20 protein-coding genes are annotated in these 19,841 nt (G+C 66.8%); 9 read left to right on the forward strand and 11 right to left on the reverse strand.

Going from position 1 to position 19,841, the window contains the following annotated elements; all coding sequences use genetic code 11:
• Window positions 1–138 precede the first annotated feature (138 nt).
• The 4 genes from BKN51_RS14720 to BKN51_RS14735 all read left to right on the forward strand — a co-directional run bounded on the left by BKN51_RS14720 (window position 139) and on the right by BKN51_RS14735 (window position 4,147).
• Window positions 139–1,152, forward strand: a complete 1,014-nt coding sequence (locus BKN51_RS14720; protein ID WP_101608193.1) for a hypothetical protein — start codon at window positions 139–141, stop codon at window positions 1,150–1,152.
• Between the two features lie 99 nt (window positions 1,153–1,251).
• Window positions 1,252–2,148 (forward strand): hypothetical protein, encoded by an 897-nt coding sequence (locus BKN51_RS14725; RefSeq protein ID WP_101608194.1) that lies wholly within the window; start codon window positions 1,252–1,254, stop codon window positions 2,146–2,148.
• Window positions 2,145–2,600, forward strand: coding sequence for an ester cyclase (locus tag BKN51_RS14730; protein WP_101608195.1), 456 nt, complete (start codon window positions 2,145–2,147; stop codon window positions 2,598–2,600). The genes BKN51_RS14725 and BKN51_RS14730 overlap by 4 nt, the downstream gene beginning before the upstream one ends.
• 98 nt (window positions 2,601–2,698) lie before the next feature.
• Window positions 2,699–4,147, forward strand: a complete 1,449-nt coding sequence (locus BKN51_RS14735; protein WP_101608196.1) for an alpha/beta fold hydrolase — start codon at window positions 2,699–2,701, stop codon at window positions 4,145–4,147.
• An 8-nt stretch (window positions 4,148–4,155) separates the two neighbouring features.
• Here BKN51_RS14735 and BKN51_RS14740 read toward each other — a convergent pair whose 3' ends face one another.
• The 4 genes from BKN51_RS14740 to BKN51_RS14755 form a co-directional block, all read right to left on the reverse strand.
• Window positions 4,156–4,347 carry a hypothetical protein gene (locus BKN51_RS14740; protein WP_101608197.1) on the reverse strand — a complete coding sequence of 64 codons (192 nt, stop codon included), beginning with the start codon at window positions 4,345–4,347 and terminating at the stop codon, window positions 4,156–4,158.
• A gap of 151 nt (window positions 4,348–4,498) precedes the next feature.
• The gene (locus BKN51_RS14745; RefSeq protein WP_101608198.1) at window positions 4,499–5,254 is read right to left on the reverse strand and encodes a ZIP family metal transporter; all 756 of its coding nucleotides are present in this window, start codon (window positions 5,252–5,254) and stop codon (window positions 4,499–4,501) included.
• An 85-nt stretch (window positions 5,255–5,339) separates the two neighbouring features.
• The gene (katG, locus tag BKN51_RS14750) at window positions 5,340–7,574 is read right to left on the reverse strand and encodes a catalase/peroxidase HPI (protein ID WP_101608199.1); all 2,235 of its coding nucleotides are present in this window, start codon (window positions 7,572–7,574) and stop codon (window positions 5,340–5,342) included.
• Window positions 7,575–7,608: 34 nt separating this feature from the next.
• The gene (locus tag BKN51_RS14755; RefSeq protein WP_101608200.1) at window positions 7,609–8,055 is read right to left on the reverse strand and encodes a Fur family transcriptional regulator; all 447 of its coding nucleotides are present in this window, start codon (window positions 8,053–8,055) and stop codon (window positions 7,609–7,611) included.
• A gap of 645 nt (window positions 8,056–8,700) precedes the next feature.
• Between BKN51_RS14755 and cmk the strand changes: the two genes are divergently transcribed.
• Together cmk and BKN51_RS14765 are read left to right on the forward strand one after the other, a co-directional pair.
• Window positions 8,701–9,378 (forward strand): (d)CMP kinase, encoded by a 678-nt coding sequence (gene cmk, locus BKN51_RS14760; RefSeq protein WP_101608201.1) that lies wholly within the window; start codon window positions 8,701–8,703, stop codon window positions 9,376–9,378.
• A 98-nt stretch (window positions 9,379–9,476) separates the two neighbouring features.
• A complete protein-coding gene (locus BKN51_RS14765; protein WP_233223151.1) occupies window positions 9,477–9,908 on the forward strand; it encodes an HIT family protein in 432 nt (143 codons plus the stop codon).
• A 21-nt stretch (window positions 9,909–9,929) separates the two neighbouring features.
• On the opposite strand, the gene BKN51_RS14770 is transcribed toward BKN51_RS14765, so the two are convergent.
• The 6 genes from BKN51_RS14770 to BKN51_RS14795 all read right to left on the reverse strand — a co-directional run bounded on the left by BKN51_RS14770 (window position 9,930) and on the right by BKN51_RS14795 (window position 15,444).
• Complete coding sequence (locus BKN51_RS14770) at window positions 9,930–10,559, reverse strand: class I SAM-dependent methyltransferase (RefSeq protein ID WP_101608203.1); 630 nt, start codon at window positions 10,557–10,559, stop codon at window positions 9,930–9,932.
• Window positions 10,550–11,317: a hypothetical protein gene (locus BKN51_RS14775; protein ID WP_101608204.1), complete on the reverse strand. Its 768-nt coding sequence runs from the start codon at window positions 11,315–11,317 to the stop codon at window positions 10,550–10,552. The genes BKN51_RS14770 and BKN51_RS14775 overlap by 10 nt, the downstream gene beginning before the upstream one ends.
• Complete coding sequence (thiL, locus tag BKN51_RS14780; RefSeq protein WP_233223150.1) at window positions 11,314–12,369, reverse strand: thiamine-phosphate kinase; 1,056 nt, start codon at window positions 12,367–12,369, stop codon at window positions 11,314–11,316. The genes BKN51_RS14775 and thiL overlap by 4 nt, the downstream gene beginning before the upstream one ends.
• Window positions 12,362–13,066: an HIT domain-containing protein gene (locus BKN51_RS14785; RefSeq protein WP_146044327.1), complete on the reverse strand. Its 705-nt coding sequence runs from the start codon at window positions 13,064–13,066 to the stop codon at window positions 12,362–12,364. Before BKN51_RS14785 ends, thiL begins: the two co-directional genes overlap by 8 nt.
• A 311-nt stretch (window positions 13,067–13,377) precedes the next feature.
• A complete protein-coding gene (gene hpaB, locus BKN51_RS14790; RefSeq protein ID WP_101608206.1) occupies window positions 13,378–14,838 on the reverse strand; it encodes a 4-hydroxyphenylacetate 3-monooxygenase, oxygenase component in 1,461 nt (486 codons plus the stop codon).
• Window positions 14,839–14,865: 27 nt separating this feature from the next.
• On the reverse strand, window positions 14,866–15,444 hold the full coding sequence (locus BKN51_RS14795; protein WP_233223149.1) for a flavin reductase family protein: 579 nt from the start codon (window positions 15,442–15,444) through the stop codon (window positions 14,866–14,868).
• 22 nt (window positions 15,445–15,466) lie between these two features.
• On the opposite strand from BKN51_RS14795, the gene BKN51_RS14800 reads away from it, so the two are divergent.
• Window positions 15,467–16,156: an IclR family transcriptional regulator gene (locus tag BKN51_RS14800; RefSeq protein ID WP_101608208.1), complete on the forward strand. Its 690-nt coding sequence runs from the start codon at window positions 15,467–15,469 to the stop codon at window positions 16,154–16,156.
• A 17-nt stretch (window positions 16,157–16,173) separates the two neighbouring features.
• Here the strand turns inward: BKN51_RS14800 and BKN51_RS14805 are convergent, their stop codons facing one another.
• Entirely contained in the window at window positions 16,174–17,547 is a 1,374-nt protein-coding gene (locus BKN51_RS14805) for an MFS transporter (RefSeq protein WP_101608209.1), read from the reverse strand.
• A 149-nt stretch (window positions 17,548–17,696) separates the two neighbouring features.
• On the opposite strand from BKN51_RS14805, the gene BKN51_RS14810 reads away from it, so the two are divergent.
• Together BKN51_RS14810 and BKN51_RS14815 are read left to right on the forward strand one after the other, a co-directional pair.
• Complete coding sequence (locus tag BKN51_RS14810) at window positions 17,697–19,181, forward strand: fumarylacetoacetate hydrolase family protein (RefSeq protein WP_101608210.1); 1,485 nt, start codon at window positions 17,697–17,699, stop codon at window positions 19,179–19,181.
• On the forward strand, window positions 19,163–19,834 hold the full coding sequence (locus BKN51_RS14815; protein ID WP_101608211.1) for a GntR family transcriptional regulator: 672 nt from the start codon (window positions 19,163–19,165) through the stop codon (window positions 19,832–19,834). Before BKN51_RS14810 ends, BKN51_RS14815 begins: the two co-directional genes overlap by 19 nt.
• The last annotated feature ends 7 nt before the right edge of the window (window positions 19,835–19,841 follow it).

Consider the following 19,841-nt stretch of genomic DNA (forward strand, 5'->3'; position numbering starts at 1 on the left):
TTGACAAGTAGTCACTATTTGTAAACCCGCCGTTGCTTCATTTCGTGGGAGTTTGGCGATATCTTGTATTTGTTAGGAAACTTACTTAACTTGTGTCGACACGCCGCGATTCACTTCGTCCGCCCCGAAGGAGCGCGAATGCCCCGATCACCTCGCCGGATCCGCCCCGCTGCCGTGGCCACCGTCGCCGCGGTCCTGCTGGTCCTGCCCGCCACCACCGCCACCGCGAGCACCGCCGCGAACAGCCCTTGGCCAGGCGGTTCCGCCGTCATGAACGTCGACGATTCGGACGTCCTCGGCGGCAACATGAGCGGCTTGTCCTTCCAAGGCGCCGACGTCCTGTGGGCGGTGAAGAACGGCCCCGGCACGCTGTACCGCCTCGTGCGCAACGGCACGACGTGGCGACCGGACACGGCCAACGGCTGGTCGTCCGGCAAGGCCCTGCGCTACCGCAACGGCAAGGGCGATCCCGACGCCGAGGCCGTCGTGGCCACCCCGGACGGCGTGGTCACGGCCACCGAGCGCGACGGCGACAACAGCAAGAAGAGCGCGCTGAAGGTGCTCCGGTACGACGTCTCCGGAGCGGCCAAGACTCTCACCGCCAAGGCCGAATGGGATCTGACGGCGGACCTGCCGAAGGTCTCGGCCAACGATGGCCTCGAAGCCGTCTCGTGGATCCCGGACAGCGCCCTCACCGCGAAGGGGTTCGTCGACGAGCGCACGAAGGCGCCGTACAACCCGGCCACCTACCCCGGTCACGGCACCGGCCTCTACCTCGTCGGTCTCGAGAGCAACGGGATGATCTACGCCTACGCCCTCGACCAGGCGGGCGGGAAGTACACCCGCGTCGCGAGTTTCGCGAGCGGCCTCGACTCGATCATGGAACTCGAGTACGAAGCTTCGAACGGCAAGCTCTGGGCGGTCTGCGACGACAACTGCAGCGGGAACTCGACCACGCTCTCGGTCAACCCGCAGGGCAAGTTCGCCGTGACCGACACCTTCAACCGGCCGAGCGCGATGCCGAACTACAACAACGAAGGCTTCGCCATCTCGCCGACCTGCGAACGCGGGGGCAAGCAGGTGGTCTGGGCCGACGACGGGAACGAAGGGGGCCACGCGCTCCGCGCCGGCAGCCTTTACTGCGGCGCCTGAATCCGACCGCGTTTCCGGCGCGGATCCCCGGGTCCGCGCCGGAACTCCTGCATCGATTCCAGCATTCGTTCCGCCCCGCTCCTGAACTAGTTTGTCGGCATGAAATTCGCCTCCCTCGCCATTCTTCCGGCTTTGACCATCCCGCTCTTCCTCCCTTCGACAGCGTCGGCGGGCGACGGCTGGGAATCCGTCGGAACCGGGATGACCTCCGGCGCCAGCGGTGTCGCCGTCCTCGACAAGGACGGCGATCGGGTCGACGCGCTCGTGCTGCGGGACAACAAGAAACCCGGAGAGAACCGGGCGGTCCGGGTGCGTCTCGACCACGGCCGGGTGTCCAAGGTGGACCCGATCGACTGGCCGGGCGAACTCCCCGTCGATCTGGAAGCGGCCGAAGCGGTACCAGGAAAGGCCGGTGAATTCATCGCGCTGGCCAGCGGCGGCAAGGGCTTTCATTTCAAGCTGGACGACCGGCGCTTGAAAGTGCTCGGCACCTTCCAGGTACCGAAGGGCGACCCGGAAGACAATTACGAGAGTTTCGCGCTGAAAAAGGTGAATGACCGCTTGTTCGCGGTCTGGGCGGATCGCGGCCAGGACGCCCGCCCGGCCACGCTCTACTCGGCGGAGTTCTCGGCCTCGAAGCTGGCCTTCAAGAACCCGAAGTCGGTCCCGTTCCGCGTCGCCTACCCCACCACCGACGTCCGGCACGCCTCCGACGTCGAGATCACCGCGGACGGCCGCGTCCTGATCTCGGCCGCCTCCGATCCCGGCGACGACGGCCCGTTCGATTCGGCCGTGTACGCGGCGGGTGTGCTCCGTGCCGACGGTTCGATCGCCCTCTCCCCCGTTCCGGTGAGGATCGGCGAGTTCCCCGGTCACAAGATCGAGGCCATGACGTGCCTCTCGCGCTCGTGCGGCAGTCTGCTCTACGGGACCGACGACGAAGCCGCGGGCGGTAGTCTGCGGATCGCGACCAGGAACGACCCGGAGGACCAGTGATCAGCGAAGACCTGCGCGAGCGGCGCCACAAGATCATCGAAGAGCACATGGACACCGAGGTGACCCAGGAGTTCGACCGCACGCTGGGCACCTTCAACGGCCATCCGCACTACGAGATCATGGCGACCGGGCAGATCTTCGACGGCGACGAGGAGGTCATGGGGTACTACCGCATGACCCGCACGGCGTTCCCGGACCAGCGGCACGAGAACGTCCGTTACCACTTCGCCGACGAGTCGGTCATCGTCGAGTTCGACCTGCTCGGCACCAACCTCGGCGAGTTCTACGGCCGTCCGCCCACCGGCAAGGCGTTCCGCGTCCCGATCATCGCGGTGTTCTTCTTCGACGGGGACCGGATCACCAACGAGCGCGTCTACTTCGACGCCGCCAGCCTGATCACCCAGGCCGGGCACGCCGAACTGCTGACCTTGCTGGCGTCGGGTGACGTCTGACCGGCGGCCGGTGATCATCGGCCGATCGGCCGATGTGGACGGCCGGGGCACGCGGCGAGGCTGACGAAGTCCCGCCGTCGAGCCTTGGAGAACCGCCCATGCCCCGCAACCGGGTCGCGATCGTGCTGCTCGCGACGACGATGGCCGCGCCGGCGGCGCCGGCGGCGCCGGCGCTCGCCTCGGCGTCACCCGCACCGCTGGAGTGGAAACTCTGCAAGGACGTGGCCGGAGGCTGGGAGCCCGCGGACGACCAGCGCACCGAATGCGCGATGGTGACCGTCCCGGTCGACTACGCGAAGCCGGACGGCCGGAAGATCGACATCGCGGTCTCGAGGCGGAAGGCGACCGATCCCGCCCGGCGGCGAGGTGTGGTCCTGCTGAATCCCGGCGGCCCCGGCCAGTCCGGGATCCACGAGCCGAGGTGGCTCACCGACAGCAAGGCGGCCGGGATCGGCGCCGACCACGACCTGATCGGGTTCGATCCGCGCGGTGTCGACTACAGCGCCGACGTCGCCTGCCCGTCGCTTCCCGGTGACGACGCCGAGCCGCCGTCCTCCTTGCCGGACAAGGAAAAAGCCAGGTTCGTCTTCGAACGGGACGCGAAGGTGAACCAGCGTTGTGTCGCGGGCGATCCCGAGTTCGTCCGCAACCTGACCACCGAGAACGTCGCGCGCGACATGGACCGGATCCGGGAAGCCCTGGGGGAGGCGAAGATCGGCTTCTACGGTGTCTCCTGGGGAACCGCGCTCGGTGCCGCCTACCGCACCGGATTCGACTCCCGGGTGGACCGGATGCTGCTGGACTCGGTCATGGCACCGACCCTCGACGTCGGCGCGATGGACGACGCGATGATCGCGGCGGGCGAGATCACGGCCCGGGAGTTCGCCGGCTGGATCGCCCGCTACGACGCCGTCTACCACTTCGGGCGCACCCAGCCCGCGGTGCTCGACGCGCTGCTGAAGCTCCGTGACGTGCACGGCGAGACCGTGACGAACTACCTCGCCGGTCCGCGCCGCGACTGGGCGAACTCCGCCAAGGCGCTCGCCGCCCTGCGTGACGGCACCGCGCCCGCGGCCGGACCCGCGGCCGAGCGCGGTGCCGGATTCGGCTGGGACGCGAAACCGAACGGCGCCAACACCTTCCAGCAGACGGCGATCCTCTGCAATGCCTCCGAAGGTCCTCGCGACTTCGAGACGATCTGGCAACGGCGGCTCGACCGGATCCGCGCGTACCCGGCCGTCGCCTCCCCCGGGTTCTGGGACGGCCGGTGCGCGGGCTGGCCGTTGCCGGTCCAGCCGTGGAATTTCGCCGGAGGAACGAGTCCGCTGCAACTCGTCGGGCACGTCTACGAACCGGTGACACCGATCGGCTGGGCACTGGCCATGCGCGAGCGGATCGGCGGAGCCCTGCTCACCGTCGAGGACGATCACCACGGTTCGCTGTCCTCGCTCCCCTGTGCGAGCAAGGCCGTCGAGTTCTTCTCCACCGGCACGGCGGGCGACGGGTCCTGCGCCGGAGCGCCGATCCCGCCGCCGTCCGGCCGTTGATCAGCGGATCACCTGGTTTCGGCCAAGGGTGGGATGACACAACAGGCTCCGGTGAAGCAGCCGAAGGTGTCCACCCTCGCCTTGTTGGTCCAGTTGTCGAAGCGGTCGATCACGAGGTCGACCCCACTGCCCGCCTTCGCGGTGTCGATCCCGAAGCCGGTCAAAAGAAGACGGAGGTTTTCGGAGGTTTCGTTCTTCATGGGACTCGCTCCAGGCGTTCAGTGTTTCGTCGGCAGCGAAATCTTCCGTCACCAAGGCCTTCGCATCCAAAGCCATCCGTCATTCCGGCGTCGTGCTTTTCGACTACGCCGAACGCGCCACGGTGGTTCACGCCATCGGGCTCACCCTCGCTCAGCCCTCGATGCGCGAAAGGCCGAACGCGGTGAGGAAGCCCGCGACCGTGATCAGCCCGGTCCACAGATGCGCGTCGTCGAAGGCCTCCGGGATCATCGTGTCGGCGATCATGGCGAGGATCGCGCCGCCCGCGAGTGCGGTGATCACGGCCAGGACGGTGCCGGACGCGCCGCCGAGAACGCCGTAGCCGAGCAGTGCCGCCACGCCGCTGATCACGGCGATCCCGCTCCAGAGCGTGAAGACATAGCGCGGGCTCCGGCCAGCCCGTTTCATCCCGGCGGCGCTGGACAGTCCTTCCGGGACATTGCTGATGAACACGGCCGCCACGGTCACGACGCTGACACTCCCGCCACCGAGCAGGCTGGTGCCGATCACCATCGATTCGGGGACGCCGTCCAGCAGGGCGCCGAGCGCGATGGCCGTGCCGGAGCCCGCCTGGTCCTTCTCGGACGTCTGCTGGTCGCCCGAACGTTTGCGATGACGGGCGCCCCGCCGGGCGAGTGCGATGTTGGCGAGGGTGTAGATCAGCGAACCGCCCAGAGCACCGAGCGCGGTCGGCAGGAAGCCGCCCTTTTCGTGCGCCTCGGCGATCAGTTCGAACGAGACGGCGGAGATCAGCACGCCGCTGCCGAAGGCCATCACACTCGCCACGGCCTTGCCCGGGATCCGGACCAGGAAACCGACCATCGCCCCGAGCAGCAACGCCGACCCGGCCAGCAGGCCCCAGCCGCCCGCCGCCAGCAGCTCCCCCACGTCCGTCTCCCTTCGTCCGGCGGAAACACAGCGGGCCGGCCGCGAAACGCGGCCGGCCCGGTGTCAAGCCAGGTTCAGGCTCGGATCATGCCACGTCGTACCGGTCGAGGTTCATGACCTTGTCCCACGCCGCCACGAAGTCGCGGACGAACTTCTCCTTGGCGTCGTCGCTGGCGTAGACCTCCGCCACCGCGCGAAGCTCGGAGTTCGAACCGAACACGAGGTCGGCACGGGTACCGGTCCACTTGACCTCGCCGGTCGCGAGGTCGCGGCCTTCGAAGGTCTCCGCGTCACCGGACGCGGCGGTCCACTGAACGCCCATGTCGAGCAGGTTCGCGAAGAAGTCGTTGGTCAGCGACCCCGGCTTCTCCGTGAGCACGCCGTGCTTCGACTCCTGGGTGTTGGCGCCGAGCACACGCAGGCCGCCGACGAGGACGGTCAGCTCGGGCGCGCTCAGGTCCAGCAGGTTCGCGCGGTCGATGAGCAGGTACTCCGTCGGGAGACGGTGGCCCTTGCCGCGGTGGTTGCGGAAGCCGTCGATGGTCGGCTCCAGCGCGGCGAACGACTCGACGTCGGTCTGCTCCTGCGTCGCGTCGGTGCGGCCGGGGGTGAACGGCACCGTGACGTCGTGACCGCCGTCCTTGGCGGCCTTCTCGACGGCCGCGACGCCGCCGAGCACGATCAGGTCGGCCAGCGAGACCTTCTTGCCGCCGGTCTGGGCGCCGTTGAACGCCTCCTGGACGCCTTCCAGCGTCCGCAGCACCTGGGCCAGCGTCTGCGGGTCGTTGACCTCCCAGTCGCGCTGCGGCTCGAGGCGGATGCGGGCACCGTTGGCGCCACCGCGCTTGTCGCTCGCGCGGAAGGTCGAAGCCGACGCCCACGCGGTGGAGACCAGCTGTGAGACCGACAGGCCCGAAGCGAGCAGCTTCTCCTTGAGGGAGGCGATGTCCGCGTCGTCGATCAGTTCGTGGTCGACGGCGGGCACCGGGTCCTGCCAGATCAGCGTCTCCTGCGGCACCAGCGGGCCGAGGTAGCGCTGGATCGGGCCCATGTCGCGGTGGGTCAGCTTGTACCAGGCGCGGGCGAAGGCGTCCGCGAACTGGTCCGGGTTGTCCAGGAAACGACGCGAGATCTGCTCGTAGACCGGGTCGACCCGCAGCGACAGGTCGGTGGTGAGCATCGTCGGCGGGCGCGTGAGCTCGCCGGACTCGGGGTCGGGCACGGTGTTCGCGCCGGCGCCGTCCTTCGGCTGCCACTGGTGGGCACCGGCGGGGCTCTTGGTCAGCTCCCACTCGTAGCCGAAGAGGTTCTGGAAGAAGCCGTGGCTCCACTGGGTCGGCGTGGAGGTCCAGGTGGTTTCGAGACCACTGGTGATGGCGTCGCGGCCCTTGCCGCTGCCGAAGGAGTTCTTCCAGCCGAGGCCCTGCTCCTCGATCGAAGCGCCCTCGGGCTCGGCACCGACGTGCTCGTCGGGGTTCGCCGCGCCGTGCGCCTTGCCGAAGGTGTGGCCGCCCGCGATCAGCGCGACGGTCTCCTCGTCGTTCATCGCCATGCGACGGAAGGTCTCGCGGATGTCGCGGGCCGCGGCCAGCGGGTCCGGGTTGCCGTTCGGGCCTTCCGGGTTCACGTAGATGAGACCCATCTGCACGGCGGCCAGCGGGCCCTCGAGCTCGCGGTCACCGGTGTAACGCTCGTCGCCGAGCCACGTGCGCTCGGGACCCCAGTACACGTCCTCGTCCGGCTCCCAGACGTCGGCGCGGCCACCGGCGAAGCCGAAGGTCTTGAAGCCCATGGTCTCCAGGGCGCGGTTGCCGGTGAAGATCATCAGGTCGGCCCACGAGATCTTGCGGCCGTACTTCTTCTTGACCGGCCACAGCAGACGGCGGGCCTTGTCCAGGTTGCCGTTGTCCGGCCAGCTGTTGAGCGGGGCGAAGCGCTGCATGCCCGCGCCCGCGCCACCGCGGCCGTCCTCGATGCGGTACGTGCCCGCGCTGTGCCACGCCATGCGGATCATGAGGCCGCCGTAGTGGCCGAAGTCCGCGGGCCACCAGTCCTGCGAAGTGGTGAGGACGGCGTCGACGTCCTTGGCGAGTTCGTCGAGGTCGACGGTCTTGAACTCGGCGGCGTAGTCGAACCCGGCGTCCATCGGGTCGGAAGCCGCGGTGTGCTTCCGGAGGATCTTCAGATTGAGCTGATTCGGCCACCAGTCACGGTTTCCCGCGCCTTCGGTGGGGTGGTTGCGGCGCCCCGCCGAGACGGGGCAGCCGCCCGCGCTCTCTTCGTTCATCTCGCCGACGACGGCGTCCGGGCTGTCAGACACGGGAATCCTTCCGGGAATTCAGAGCTTGCAGGGCTCAGGAACGGGGTTCGATCGCGCGGGTTTCGATAGCACAGTCGGGACACAGGCCCCAGTAGATGACCTCGGCCTCTTCGATCACGAAGCCGTGGTCGTCCGACGCGCTCAAGCAGGGTGCGGGACCGACGGCGCAGTCGACGTCGGCGATGACACCACATGATCGACACACGACGTGGTGGTGGTTGTCCCCGACACGGGACTCATAGCGTGCTACGGATCCGGACGGCTGGATTCGCCGGACGAGACCCGCGGCGGTCAGTGCCCGCAACACGTCGTAAATGGCCTGGTGAGAGACCTCACCGAGCTCCGCGCGCACGACACCGATGATCGAGTCGGTGTCGGCGTGCGGATGGTCGCGTACCGCTGTCAGCACGGCCACCCGAGGGCGCGTCACGCGCAGGGAGGCCCCGCGCAGCATCCGCTCGAACTCCGGGGTCGTGGGCACGGGCGCAGTCTGACCCATTTTCTGGAATGAATCAAGTTCGCGGATCCCGGGCGTGTCCCGAGCTTCCCCGCCGAGCCCCGTTCGGGCACGATGATCGGACAGGCCCGCCCCGCGAGCCTGTCGAGACCCCGCCCGCGCCCATCAAGGGTGCTTGCCCCCTCAGACGTCCTCTCCGTTGCTTTTGTTACATAACCTATTCGAAGAATTAGCATCGATGACAGAATTTCGCCGCGACAGTATTCCATCGATCGGTTCGCACTATTCACGAAGAGGCTGGTCAGGCGGTAATCTGATCAGGTATCACTGGTCTGGACCTGCCACGACACGACGCCACGAAAGTGCGAAATTCGGACGAAACTTCCTCCCGTGGCAAGGAATCCTTCCTACCGGCGGGCACTTCGGTTACACAACAACCGAAAGAGGATCGTCGATGCACCTGTCCGAGTGAGATCACCCCAGCGGAGCGTCGCCGCGGTGGCTCTCGACAAGAACTCACAACCTTTGCCAGCAGGGGCAAATTCATGTTCTCGCTGCTCCGACAGGTACTCGACATGGCGCCACAGCCCGGCTCTTCCCGTGGTAGCGTCTGCGCCCTGTTCATTTCGATCCAGCTCCGGCGATTGCCAATCCAGCCAAGGAATAGACATGCCTGAACACGGTGCCGGCACGGTCATCGCGGTGGACGGACCGGCGGCCGCGGGCAAGACCACCACCTGTTTGGCGCTGGCGCGAACCTTCGGCCTCCGTTATCTCGAGAGCGGCCGGACCTATCGCATCATCGCCTTCGAAGCCCTTCAGCGTGAAATCCCCGTGGACGACGCCCGGGAGATCACCTGGCTCTGTGACCGGCTGATCTTGGAGAGCCGCTCGGCTGGCCTGCTGACGTCCGAGCGCTACGCGTCGGACAAGCTGCGTGAGACCCCGGTCAATGTCGCCGTGTCGGCCGTCGCCAAGATCGCGGATGTCCGCCGACGGGTCACCAGCCTCATCAGGCTGTGGGCCGAAAGTCAGACACAGTGCGTCATCGAGGGACGCGACATCGGCACCACCATCTTCCCTGCGGCGTTGGTGAAGTTCTACTTGACCGCTTCACCCGAGGTCCGGGCGATGCGTCGAGTGCGCCAGGAACGGGCGGGCACTTACGAGAACGTGCTCAAGGACGTGATTCGCCGAGACGACGCCGATATGAACCGGACCGTGTCTCCACTCGTAGCGGCCGAGGACGCGATCAGGATCGACACGACGAATCTCACGATCGAGCAGGTGATGAGCCGAATGTCCACGGCGTGTCGCGATCGAGGGTTAGAGGTCATTCGATCGTGAGAGTACGCTCTGCTTTGTCTGCGACGAAGCTAAGTTGACCACTGGTATGACTTCAAGTGATCGATCAATGACAAGGGGTATCAATGATAGAGCCGGCGATGGGAAGCGAAGCCGAGCCGCCCACCGGCAAATGCCTCTTCTGCCAGATTCATGATCCCGACGTCAATGAGCTGATGTTCGAAGGCGAAGAAGTCTACGTCCGCTGGGACAACTACCCCGCCGCCAAGGGTCATGCCGAAGTCGTCCCGAAAAGACACGTTGAGTCCTACTTCGAACTGACGCCGAGCGAGTACGCCGAAGTCTATGTCCTGATCAAGCGGGCGAAGCAGCGACTCGAAGACGAACTCCAGCCTGACGGCTACACCATCGGGGTGAACGAAGGACGAGCCGCGGGCCGGACGGTCGATCACCTCCACCTCCACCTGATCCCCCGTTACGACGGCGACGTCGAGGATCCTCGTGGCGGCATTCGTCACGTCCTTCCCGGGACGAGCCCCGATGAGTGGCTTTCTAGGTTTCGCCACTCGTAGGCGAATGGGCGACCCACGACATCAGGCCTTCACCGCCTCGACGACGAACCACGTGCCCCTGCCACTCGGCGAGACGCGAACCGATCCGAAGCCGGCAGCGACCAGTTCCTCGACCACGGCGTCGGGACTGCGCAACGAAAACCACCGCGGGGACGACATCCGATCGTCGTGTACCCAGCCTTCGCCCGTCCCGGCCTTGAGACTGATCCCGGCCACACCTCCAGGCGCGAGAACTCGATGAATCTCGGCGAAGGTGGCGAGATGCGTCACACTCGGCAAATGCAGCACGCTCGCACAGGCCCAGACACCATCGAACACCCCGGCCGCCAGGGGTAAGGCCACGAGATCGCACTGCACCGCGCCGAAGACCGCGCATCTGCCCCGGGTGTGGCGCAGCATCTCCCCGCTGACGTCGCTCGCCACCACGACCGCACCTCGTTCGATCAAGTACGCGGTGTCGCGTCCGGCCCCGCAACCGACGTCCAGCACCAAATTTCCGGGCAGGGCCTCGAAGAACCGATCCAGTTCGCGATCGAGGCCGGGAAACTTGTCGAGGGTGCCGGTGGTCCGGATGTAGCTCGCGGCGCTCTCGTCGTAAGTGCGGCGTGTCCTCGACACGAGTGCGCGCAACTCCTCGTCGGTCAGGTGCATTCGAAGTCCTCGCGGCCGATGGCCATGCCCAGATTGGTCATCTCCTCGAACAGTTCCCTCTCGTTGAGCACGCTGTAACCACCGCTGCTGTCGACGCTGACGCACCCCACGAATTTGTTGCGCCCACTCCTGATCGGTGTGACGAAGAGCGCGGTTCGATGGTTGAAATCCTTGAACTCGTCCCACGTCAGGTTCATCACCGTCTCCGCCCCGTGCCGATCCACATGGTCGTCGAACTTCGCCTCGCTATCGAGGCTTTCGACCAACGCTTTGACGTCGATCGACACTTCGCGATCGAGTTGCCAGCACAGCCCCACCGCCCCGACGCCGCGTGTCGGAGAGAACGCCCGAGTCGCCGGGTAGGACGACATCCGATAGGAGGAGAGTCGCTTCAGCACACCGTGCACCGGATGCCGTAGCGTTCGCCTTCTACGCCACACGTGCAGGGCCAGGTCTCCCGTGTCCAAGTGAGGATCGATTTCCGCACTGATCTCGAGCAGTCTGCCGAAGGTGGACAGGACCCGGCGTCGCATCATCACGTTCCGGTCCACGAACGAGCGCCGCCGCCAGCTCTCGAAAGGCGTGAAGGCGCCGAAAATCCCTGCCACCACGAGGAAAGTCAGAAGCAGGTACGGCCGACCGTTCAGGACGTCGTCCCAGAAGATCTTGGAGGGCACGTTGTAGGCCTTGCCCGCCAGGAACAAGGTCGCCGACAGCAGAATCGTCTTGTCCGCGGTCTTGGCCGTCAGCCGGCTCATGCCTTTCCGTCGGCCTGGTGCCGCCAGGCCTTACCGGGCAACGCCGTACGAGTGCCGCCCCCGCCGATCAGGACCACCTCTCGTTCCTCGGTGACGACTCCGATCCGGTGAAAGTCCAGCGATTCGGCAAGGTCGTCAACCCGGCGGGCGGGCACCGTGAAAACGAGTTCGAAGTCGACCGAGTCCCCCATGACCAGGCTCAGTGGCTCCACACCCACGTGGGCTGCCACGGCGGCGACCGCCTTGGGAACGGGGATCGCCCGCTCCTCGACGGCGATCCCGACACCGCTCAGCTCGGCGATGCTCAGCAAGGTGGCCTTCAACCCGTCCGAAGTGTCCTGGCAGCTCGTGACCATTCCACTGGCGCCGAGCGCGACTCCCTCGTCGATCCTCGCCACCGGCCGCTTCCAGTTGGCAAGCAGCGACGGAAGCAGACTGTCGATGACCAGGTCCGGAGTGTCCCCTCGCAGATAGGCCATCGCGGCCCCGGCGGGCCCGGTCGGAGCGGTGAGGCACACGATGTCACCGGGTTTCGCCCCGGACCTCAGCAACGCGCCACCCGCCCGGCACACCCCCAGCGCCGACGCCGAGAGGATCAGGCGTTCCGCTCCGCCGATGTCACCGCCGACATTGAGACAGCCGAAGGCGGAACACGCGTCACGGATGCCCTTCATGACGAAACCGAACAGGGCATCGTCCATATCGGCGGGATACCGGACGACCGAAAGCAGGCCGATCGGTTTCGCGCCCATCGCCGCGATGTCGCTCAGATTCGCCGCCACCAGGAAGTATCCGAGGTCGTATTCGTCGAGGTGTCCCATCTCGTACAACCTGAACTTCGGACCGCGGACGTAGTCGCTACCCACCACGAGGTCCTGACTCCCCGCCAGCCGGAAGACGGCGCAGTCGTCCTGCGCGTCGGCGCCCGTGGTCAAGTTCACCCTGCCGCCATCCGGGGACGAGACCGGAACGAACTCTTCCGCCTGGCTCGCGAACAGCGGAACGATCGTCTCGGCCAGACGAGTCGGTTCGTCCGAGAATTTCTCACTCACCACGGGCCGTCCCCACATCGACGGTCTCCCCGAGCTTTCCCGGCCAGTTCCCCACCTTGCGCATGGTTTCGCGGAGATCCGCTTTCCGCATCACCACCGCGTAATCCCATTCCGGGTCTTCGATCGCCAATACCGCACCGACGACCGAACGCAGATACTGTCTTTTCTGATCTCCGGTGGGCCGATAGACCCGGCATTCGTCTCGGTACACACGAAGGAAATAGGCGGAGGAAGGCCATGGTGGCAGCGCCAGTTCATCGAAAGAACCCAGATCCCGATAGGTGAGGGCGTCTCCGATCAGGAGATCGTCCACGAGGTCGCCGTCGACGGGGAGAAAGTGCAGATGCGCGTGTGTTATGCAGGCGTGGCTGTCCTGGCCGACGCTCGACCCGTGCTCCAAGATCAACGGCTCACCGAAGGTCTTCCGATACAGGGGAACGAAGTCGGCGAGAAAATCTCGCACCTCCGCGTCGTGGAGTGAAAGTACCTGAGCGAACGACAGGTAGTGATTCGACGGAAGCAACAGGAGATGACCGAGGACGAGCGGTGACATATCAGCCAGCAGTGTCAGGTTTTCCGTTGAACATATTAGGCGGGACGGTGGATCACCTTCGTAGAATCGGGTGAAAGAGGTGTCGTGGGAGCCTGAGAGCTCTTCGCAGAAATCCGCACCCGCGCACTGCATGGTTTCGATCATGTCTCCCCCTGCCGCTCGTCCTGGCCATCGTCGATCAGGGCACCTGGATTTTTGCGCACCGATATGGCCAACCTGAACGGTCATTGGGGAGATTAACTCGAACGTCGCAACCTGAGCATCGATTTGTGATGGCGTCGTTTGGACAAATGCAGGACACATCGTGACCAGAAACAGCCTGCCGTACGAGCGAACGGAAAGCGTCCGCCGACCGGTGGACGACGGGCGCTTTTCCGATTATCGCGATCCGCTTACCTCTCCGCCGATTTCGGCGGAATCACGCACGAATATCCGGTCGTCGGCGAAATCCGTACCTACCGCCCTTCCCGCGTCAAAAGTTCGCGCACCCGCTCCTGCAGCGCCTCCCGCGGGTACGCGTTCACCTGGGCACCCGCCATCCGCACCGGGTCGCCGAAGAAGAAGTACTCGTACAACGACTCCCGCCCGGCGAAGCTCGAGACCGACGCGTCGAACGCGAGCTTGAACAGTCGCGCGCGGTCCTTGGCGGGCAGGGTGGCCGACTGCAGGTAGGTGTCGATGTCCGGGCGGCCCTCCGCGTCGAAGTCCGATTCACCCGGTAGTGCCATCAGGCCGGACGCCGAGAACTTGCGGATGATCTCGGTCAGCCGCGGCGAGACCTTGGTGGGGTACCAGTTCCGGGCGGCGTTGAGGACTTCCCACTTGGGCAGGAAGACGCCGTCCTCACTGAGCGCGCCGTCGGCCTCGGCCGCGCGCAGCACGGCCTTCTCGATCTCGACGTAGGAGATCAGCTCCGAGAGGTCCTGCTGGATGTGCTGGAACCCGCCGATGCCGATCGCGGCGGCGATCTCGCTGGCGAGGCCGAGATAGAACTCGGTCTTGGCCAGCGTGCGGGTGACGACCTGGTGGGTCATCAGCGCGCCCGCGCCGGTCTCGGCGTACCAGGCGTTGCACAGTTCCGGGTGCCCGAGCAGGAAGACCCGGTCGTTCGGGACGAACACGTCGTCGAACACGACGACCGCGTCCATCTCCTCGAACCGGGACGCGAGCGGCTCGTCGAAGTGCGAGCGGCCGTGGTGGAGTCCGGCGCGGCAGAAGTACTTCAGCCCGGGCGCGTCGTTCGGGACGGCGAAGGCGTAGGAGTACGGGGCGTCCTCGGGGGTGCCGCGCAGGACGGTGGACGGGAACACGAGGAGTTCGTCGGCGATCGGGGCGATGGTGGCGAGCATCCGGGCGCCGCGGACGACGATGCCGTCCTCCCGCTCCTCGACCACCTTCGCCGAAAGGTTCCCGCCGCCCTGCTGACTCCCGGACACCGAACGATTGACCTGCGGCGGGATCAGCGTGTGCGTCGCGAGGAGATCGTTCTCGCGCGCCATCTCGTAGTACTTCTCGATGCGCTCGCCGAAGACGGGGTCGGCCTGGGAGAAGAACTTCTTCGCGGTCGAAAGCGCGGTGAGCGACGAGTTCATGTAGTCGCCGGTGCGGCCGAGGAAACCGTTGGAGTACCGAGCCCACACGGAAAACGCGGCGCGGCGGCGCTTGAGGTCCTCCTCGGTCCGCGGCACCAGGAACGAGGTACCGACCCGCTCCCCCGTGGTCGGCGACTCGTAGGTGAGGACGTCGCGGTGCGCCGGATCGTGCTGGAGGTCGAACAGCTTCGCGTAGGTCAGCGCGTTGTTCCGGAACGCGGCGTGCTCGGCGACCTTCGAGGTCACCTTCTCGCCGTCGACGTACAGCTCCGGCGTCATCGCGTTGAGCTTGTCGAGGTACTGCTGTCCGGTGCGGACTCCCATGTCGTGCTCCTTCTCGGGACGTCGTTGTCAGAACAGGGATTCGTGGCCTTGCGCGGATTCGTGGATGATCGAGAACCGCCCGTCGACGAAGCCGAGCGCGTCGCCGGAGCGGTAGTCGAACTCCTGCACTTCACCGAGGAAAAGTGTGTGGTCGCCGCCGTCGTAGGCGGCCCACGGCGTGCAGTCGAACCAGCTGAGGACGCCGGCGAGCCGTGGCGCGTTCCCGCCTTCGACCCACACCGGCGCGCCTTCGGCACTCGGACGGCCGGCGAAGTTCATCGCGAGCGCCTCTTGTTCCGCGCCGAGGACGTTGACCGCGAACGGGCGGCCTTCGAGCAGGTCGTGGCTCTTCACGGTGCGCTGGATGGAAACGAGCACGAGCGGCGGATCCATCGAGACGGCGGTGAAGGAGTTCACCGTCAGGCCGTGCCGTTTCGTCACGGCGTCGAAGGTCACCACCGCGACCCCCGTCGCGAAGCGGCCGAGACAGCCTCGAAAGAACTGCGCGGGAGGCCGATAGAGATTCGACCCCGGCGAAAAACTGGTCTCGCGTGACATCATGGGCAAACCTGCCGATTCTGTTCTATAATCGAACAGCCAGTTCAACTATCGAAATGGATCGTATACGATGGTTTCGGACTCCCGCAAGACCGCGAGCTCGTCCCAAACGCTCAGCCGCGGCATCCGCGTCCTCGAAGTACTTGCCGACGCGCAGGAAGCGCTCAGCGTCGATCAAATCGCCGAACGGCTCGGCGTCCACCGGTCGATCGCGTACCGGCTCATCCGCACGCTCGAGGACCACGGGCTCCTCACCCGGGAGCCCGCTGGGAAGTACGAACTCGGCGCGCGGCTGGCCGCGCTCGCGGCGGGGATCAAACACGATCTCCAAGCCGCGGCTCTGCCCGAGCTGACGGCGGTCGCGAACGAGCTCGGCATGACGTGTTTCGTGGCGGTGATGGACCGCGAAGAGTGCGTGACCCTGGTCAGCGTGGAACCCCGGCACGCTGTCGCGTCCGTCGCGCAGCGCCCGGGGTCCAGGCATCCGTTCACCGTCGGCGCCCCCGGCCGGGCGATCCTTTCCCAGCTCCCATCGGAGGATTGGCCGGAGGAAATACGGGAAGTGGCCGCCCGCGGCTACGCGGACAGCCATGGCGAAGTGATCGAGAACCTCAGCGCGGTCGCGGTGCCGCTCCCCCTGCGCGGTCACGACCCGGCGGCGCTCGCGGTCGTCTACCTGTCCAGCGCGCGCACCCCCGCCGAGCTCGCGGAGCGGCTCAAGGCGGCGGCGAAGGCCGTCCGTGACGCTCTTGGCGGGTGAGCGTCACGGACGACTGATCACTTGCCGAAGCGAAGCGGGCTGACCGCCTGCTCGGCTTCGTGGTCCGGCCCGAGCGGAATCCCCGAGCGGTCACGCAGCAGCAACGTGGCGATGAGACCGACGACAGTCATTCCCGCCAGGTAGAGGGCCACGGACATCGACGTCCCGGTCGCCCCGACCAGCGCGGTGGCGATCGTCGGCGCGAACGCGCCGCCGAGGATCGCGCCGAGCGCGTAGGAGATGGAGACACCGGAGAACCGGATCGACGCGGGGAACAGTTCCGCGTAGAACGCGGCCTGCTGGCCGTAGGTGAACCCGAGACCGATGCTGAGAATGATCAGCCCCAGTGCCAGCAGCACGACGTTCCCGGTGTCCACCAAGGGAAAGAGGACCGCGACGCCGGCGAGTTGCGCGATCCAGCCCATCACGTAGGTACGCCGCCTGCCGATCCGGTCGGAGACCGCGCCCGCCGCCCACGTGGAAAGCAGCCAGGTCGCCGCCGACGCGGTCACCGCCCACAGCACCGGACCGCGGTCGAGTCCGATCGGCCCCTTCGGGTTGGTCGCGTAGTTCTGGATGTAGCCGCCGGTGGTCATGTAGCCGACGGCGTTGTTGCCCGCGAACACCAGCGCGGCCACCAGGACGAGCACCGAATGCTTGCGGAACAGCTGGACGATCGGGGTCCGGGTCCGCTCACGGCGTTCGGCGATCTCCCGGAAGACCGGACTCTCCTCGACACGGCGCCGGACGTAGTGACCGACCAGGATCAGCCCGACGCTGAGCAGGAACGGGATCCGCCAGCCCCAGTCGAGGAACGCCTGCCCGGGAACGAGCAGGCTGGTCAGCGCCAGGACGCCGGAGGCAAGCAGGAGGCCGAGCGGGACACCGATCTGCGGCGACGCGCCGAAGAGTCCCCGCCGGTTCGGCGGGGCGTGCTCGACGGCCATCAGCACGGCGCCGCCCCATTCACCGCCCGCCGAAACTCCCTGCAGGATCCGCAGCAGGATCAGCAGGACCGGCGCGAGGACACCGATCTGGTCGAACGTCGGGAGCACGCCGATCAGCGTGGTCGCGGCGCCCATCAAGATCAGGGTGAGCACCAGGACGACGCGGCGGCCGTACTTGTCGCCGAAGTGCCCGGCGAGGAAAGCGCCGAGCGGGCGGAACAGGAAGCTCACGCCCACGGTGGCGAAGGAGACGAGGGTGCTGTTCGCCCCGAGACCGGAGAAGAACAGCTTTCCGAAGACGAGACCGGCCGCGGACGCGTAAACGAAGAAGTCGTACCACTCCACGGTGGTGCCGACGACGGTCGCGAACGCGACCCGGCGCCGATCGGAGGGCGGTGAGGCGGTCCGGCCGGAGGTGCGCTCATCCTGCGCTGGATTCGACACTTTGGCTCCTTTGACGTAGGCCTGACGCGAGTGGCGGCCCGCTGGGATCCCGGGCGAGGCGAAGGCCACTCGGTGACCGCCTTGCCACTGTGGCACGGAATCATATACGTTATTAGATACGAAGCAAGGGTCGAGGAGTTCAGGGAAACATGGACACTTACGAGGCAACGGCGCCCTCCGGACGCGGGTCCGGTCCGCTGGGCACCCGGCCGGGCAAGATCATCGCCGTCCATCTCAGCTACGCGTCACGGGCCGAGCAGCGCGGGCGGCGTCCGGCGAACCCGTCGTACTTCTTCAAGCCGTCGAGCTCGCTCGGCACGTCCGGGGGCACGGTCGAACGCCCGGCGGGGACCGAACTGCTGGCCTTCGAGGGCGAGATCGCCCTGGTCATCGGCACCACGGCCCGCTGGGTCAAACCGGACAAGGCGTGGGACCACGTCGCCGCGGTCACCGCCGCGAACGACTTCGGCCTCTACGACCTGCGCACCGCGGACAAGGGCTCCAACGTCCGGTCCAAGGGCGGCGACGGCTACACCCCGCTCGGCCCAGGTCTCATCGACGCGCGCGACGTCGACCCGTCGTCACTGCGCATCCGCACCTGGGTGAACGGCGACCTCGTGCAGGAAGACACCACGGCCGGGCTGATCTTCCCGTTGCGGCAGTTCGTTTCCGACCTCTCCCAGCACTTCACGCTCGAACCCGGCGACGTCATCCTCACCGGGACCCCCGCCGGTTCCACCGTGGTCTCCCCCGGTGACGTCGTCGTGGTCGAGGTCGACGTTCCTGGCACCTCCGCCAGCAGCGGACGGCTCCACACCACCGTCTCCCAGGGAATCCGGTCCTTTTCGGACATCGGCAGCCTTCCCGAGGTCGACGACAAGCAGCGTGCCGAAGCCTGGGGCACCTCCTCGAACGAACCGGTCCCACAGGACGCGCCCGCTCTCGGCGAAGAGCTTCGCGCCAAGCTCCTGCGCGCACCTGTCGCCGGCTTGTCGGCTCAGCTGCGCAAGCGCGGGCTGAACAACGTCGCGATCGACGGCGTGCGTCCCAACCTGCCTGGCTCGAAGATCGTCGGCACGGCGAGGACCTTGCGTTTCGTCCCGAACCGCGAGGACCTCTTCAAGTCCCACGGCGGTGGCTACAACGCGCAGAAACGCCTCTTCGACTCCGTCGGCAACGGCGAGGTCATCGTCATCGAGGCCCGGGGTGACCGGGGTTCCGGGACGCTCGGGGACATCCTGGCGCTGCGGGCACGGTATCTCGGCGCCGCCGGGGTGGTCACCGACGGCGGGGTCCGCGACTTCGACGCCGTCGCCGCGACCGGCCTCCCGGTGTTCTCGCAGGGCGCGCATCCGGCGGTCCTCGGCCGCAAGCACGTGCCGTGGGACACCGACGTCGCGGTCGCCTGCGGCGGGGCCACCGTGCTGCCCGGCGACATCATCGTCGGCGACGACGACGGGGTGGTCGTCATCCCGCCGAACCTGGCCGAAGAGATCGTCGACGCGACGCTCGTCCAGGAGGACGAGGACGCGTGGATCGCGGAGCAGGTCGGCAAGGGCCGCGCGATCGAGGGGCTCTTCCCGCTGAACCCGTTGTGGCGGGAAAGGTATGAGGCATGGCAGAAGAAGCAGTGAAGACGGCCAGCAAGTCCGAACTCGCCTACGAGTGGCTGCGTGAGCGGATCGCCCGGCACGAGTACGGACCCGGCTACCGGCTCGTCCTCGCCGAGATCGCCGGCGCGCTCGACATGAGCGTCGTCCCGGTGCGCGAGGCGATCCGGCGGCTGGAGGCCGAGCGGCTGGTGACCTTCGAGCGCAACGTCGGCGCGCGCGTGGCCATGGTGGACCAGAACGAATACGTCCACGCCATGCAGACCCTCGGTGTGGTCGAAGGAGTCGCCACCGCGCTGTCCGCGCCGGGACTGTCCGAAGAGGACATCGCGAAGGCACGCCGGGTGAACGAGCGGATGATCGCCCTGCTCGACCACTTCGACGCGCACGAGTTCACCGCGCTGAACCAGCAGTTCCACTCGCTGCTCTTCGAATGCTGCCCCAACCCGCAGATCCTCGAACTCGTGCACCAGGGCTGGACACGGCTGTCCGGACTGCGCGACTCGACGTTCGCCTTCGTCCCCGACCGCGCGCACCGGTCGGTCGAAGAGCACGAACAGATCCTCCGGCTGATCTCCGAGAAGGCCGACCCGCTCGACATCGAATTCGCCGCGCGCAATCACCGCTGGGCCACCATGCAGGCCTTTTTGGACGCTCGAGAGCGCGCGAACCGCTGACTGAGGA

The organism is Amycolatopsis sp. BJA-103, from assembly GCF_002849735.1.
Classification (GTDB): Bacteria; Actinomycetota; Actinomycetes; order Mycobacteriales; family Pseudonocardiaceae; genus Amycolatopsis.

Excerpts from the sequence above, each read along its gene's own strand:
- BKN51_RS14815 (WP_101608211.1), top strand. The coding sequence starts at position 19,163 with ATGGCAGAAGAAGCAGTGAAGACGGCCAGCAAGTCCGAACTCGCCTAC.
- BKN51_RS14740 (WP_101608197.1), bottom strand. The coding sequence starts at position 4,347 with ATGAAGAACGAAACCTCCGAAAACCTCCGTCTTCTTTTGACCGGCTTC.
- BKN51_RS14735 (WP_101608196.1), top strand. The coding sequence starts at position 2,699 with ATGCCCCGCAACCGGGTCGCGATCGTGCTGCTCGCGACGACGATGGCC.
- BKN51_RS14725 (WP_101608194.1), top strand. The coding sequence starts at position 1,252 with ATGAAATTCGCCTCCCTCGCCATTCTTCCGGCTTTGACCATCCCGCTC.
- BKN51_RS14800 (WP_101608208.1), top strand. The coding sequence starts at position 15,467 with ATGGTTTCGGACTCCCGCAAGACCGCGAGCTCGTCCCAAACGCTCAGC.
- BKN51_RS14720 (WP_101608193.1), top strand. The coding sequence starts at position 139 with ATGCCCCGATCACCTCGCCGGATCCGCCCCGCTGCCGTGGCCACCGTC.
- BKN51_RS14765 (WP_233223151.1), top strand. The coding sequence starts at position 9,477 with ATGGGAAGCGAAGCCGAGCCGCCCACCGGCAAATGCCTCTTCTGCCAG.
- cmk (WP_101608201.1), top strand. The coding sequence starts at position 8,701 with ATGCCTGAACACGGTGCCGGCACGGTCATCGCGGTGGACGGACCGGCG.
- BKN51_RS14775 (WP_101608204.1), bottom strand. The coding sequence starts at position 11,317 with ATGAGCCGGCTGACGGCCAAGACCGCGGACAAGACGATTCTGCTGTCG.
- BKN51_RS14770 (WP_101608203.1), bottom strand. The coding sequence starts at position 10,559 with ATGCACCTGACCGACGAGGAGTTGCGCGCACTCGTGTCGAGGACACGC.
- BKN51_RS14785 (WP_146044327.1), bottom strand. The coding sequence starts at position 13,066 with ATGATCGAAACCATGCAGTGCGCGGGTGCGGATTTCTGCGAAGAGCTC.
- BKN51_RS14810 (WP_101608210.1), top strand. The coding sequence starts at position 17,697 with ATGGACACTTACGAGGCAACGGCGCCCTCCGGACGCGGGTCCGGTCCG.
- hpaB (WP_101608206.1), bottom strand. The coding sequence starts at position 14,838 with ATGGGAGTCCGCACCGGACAGCAGTACCTCGACAAGCTCAACGCGATG.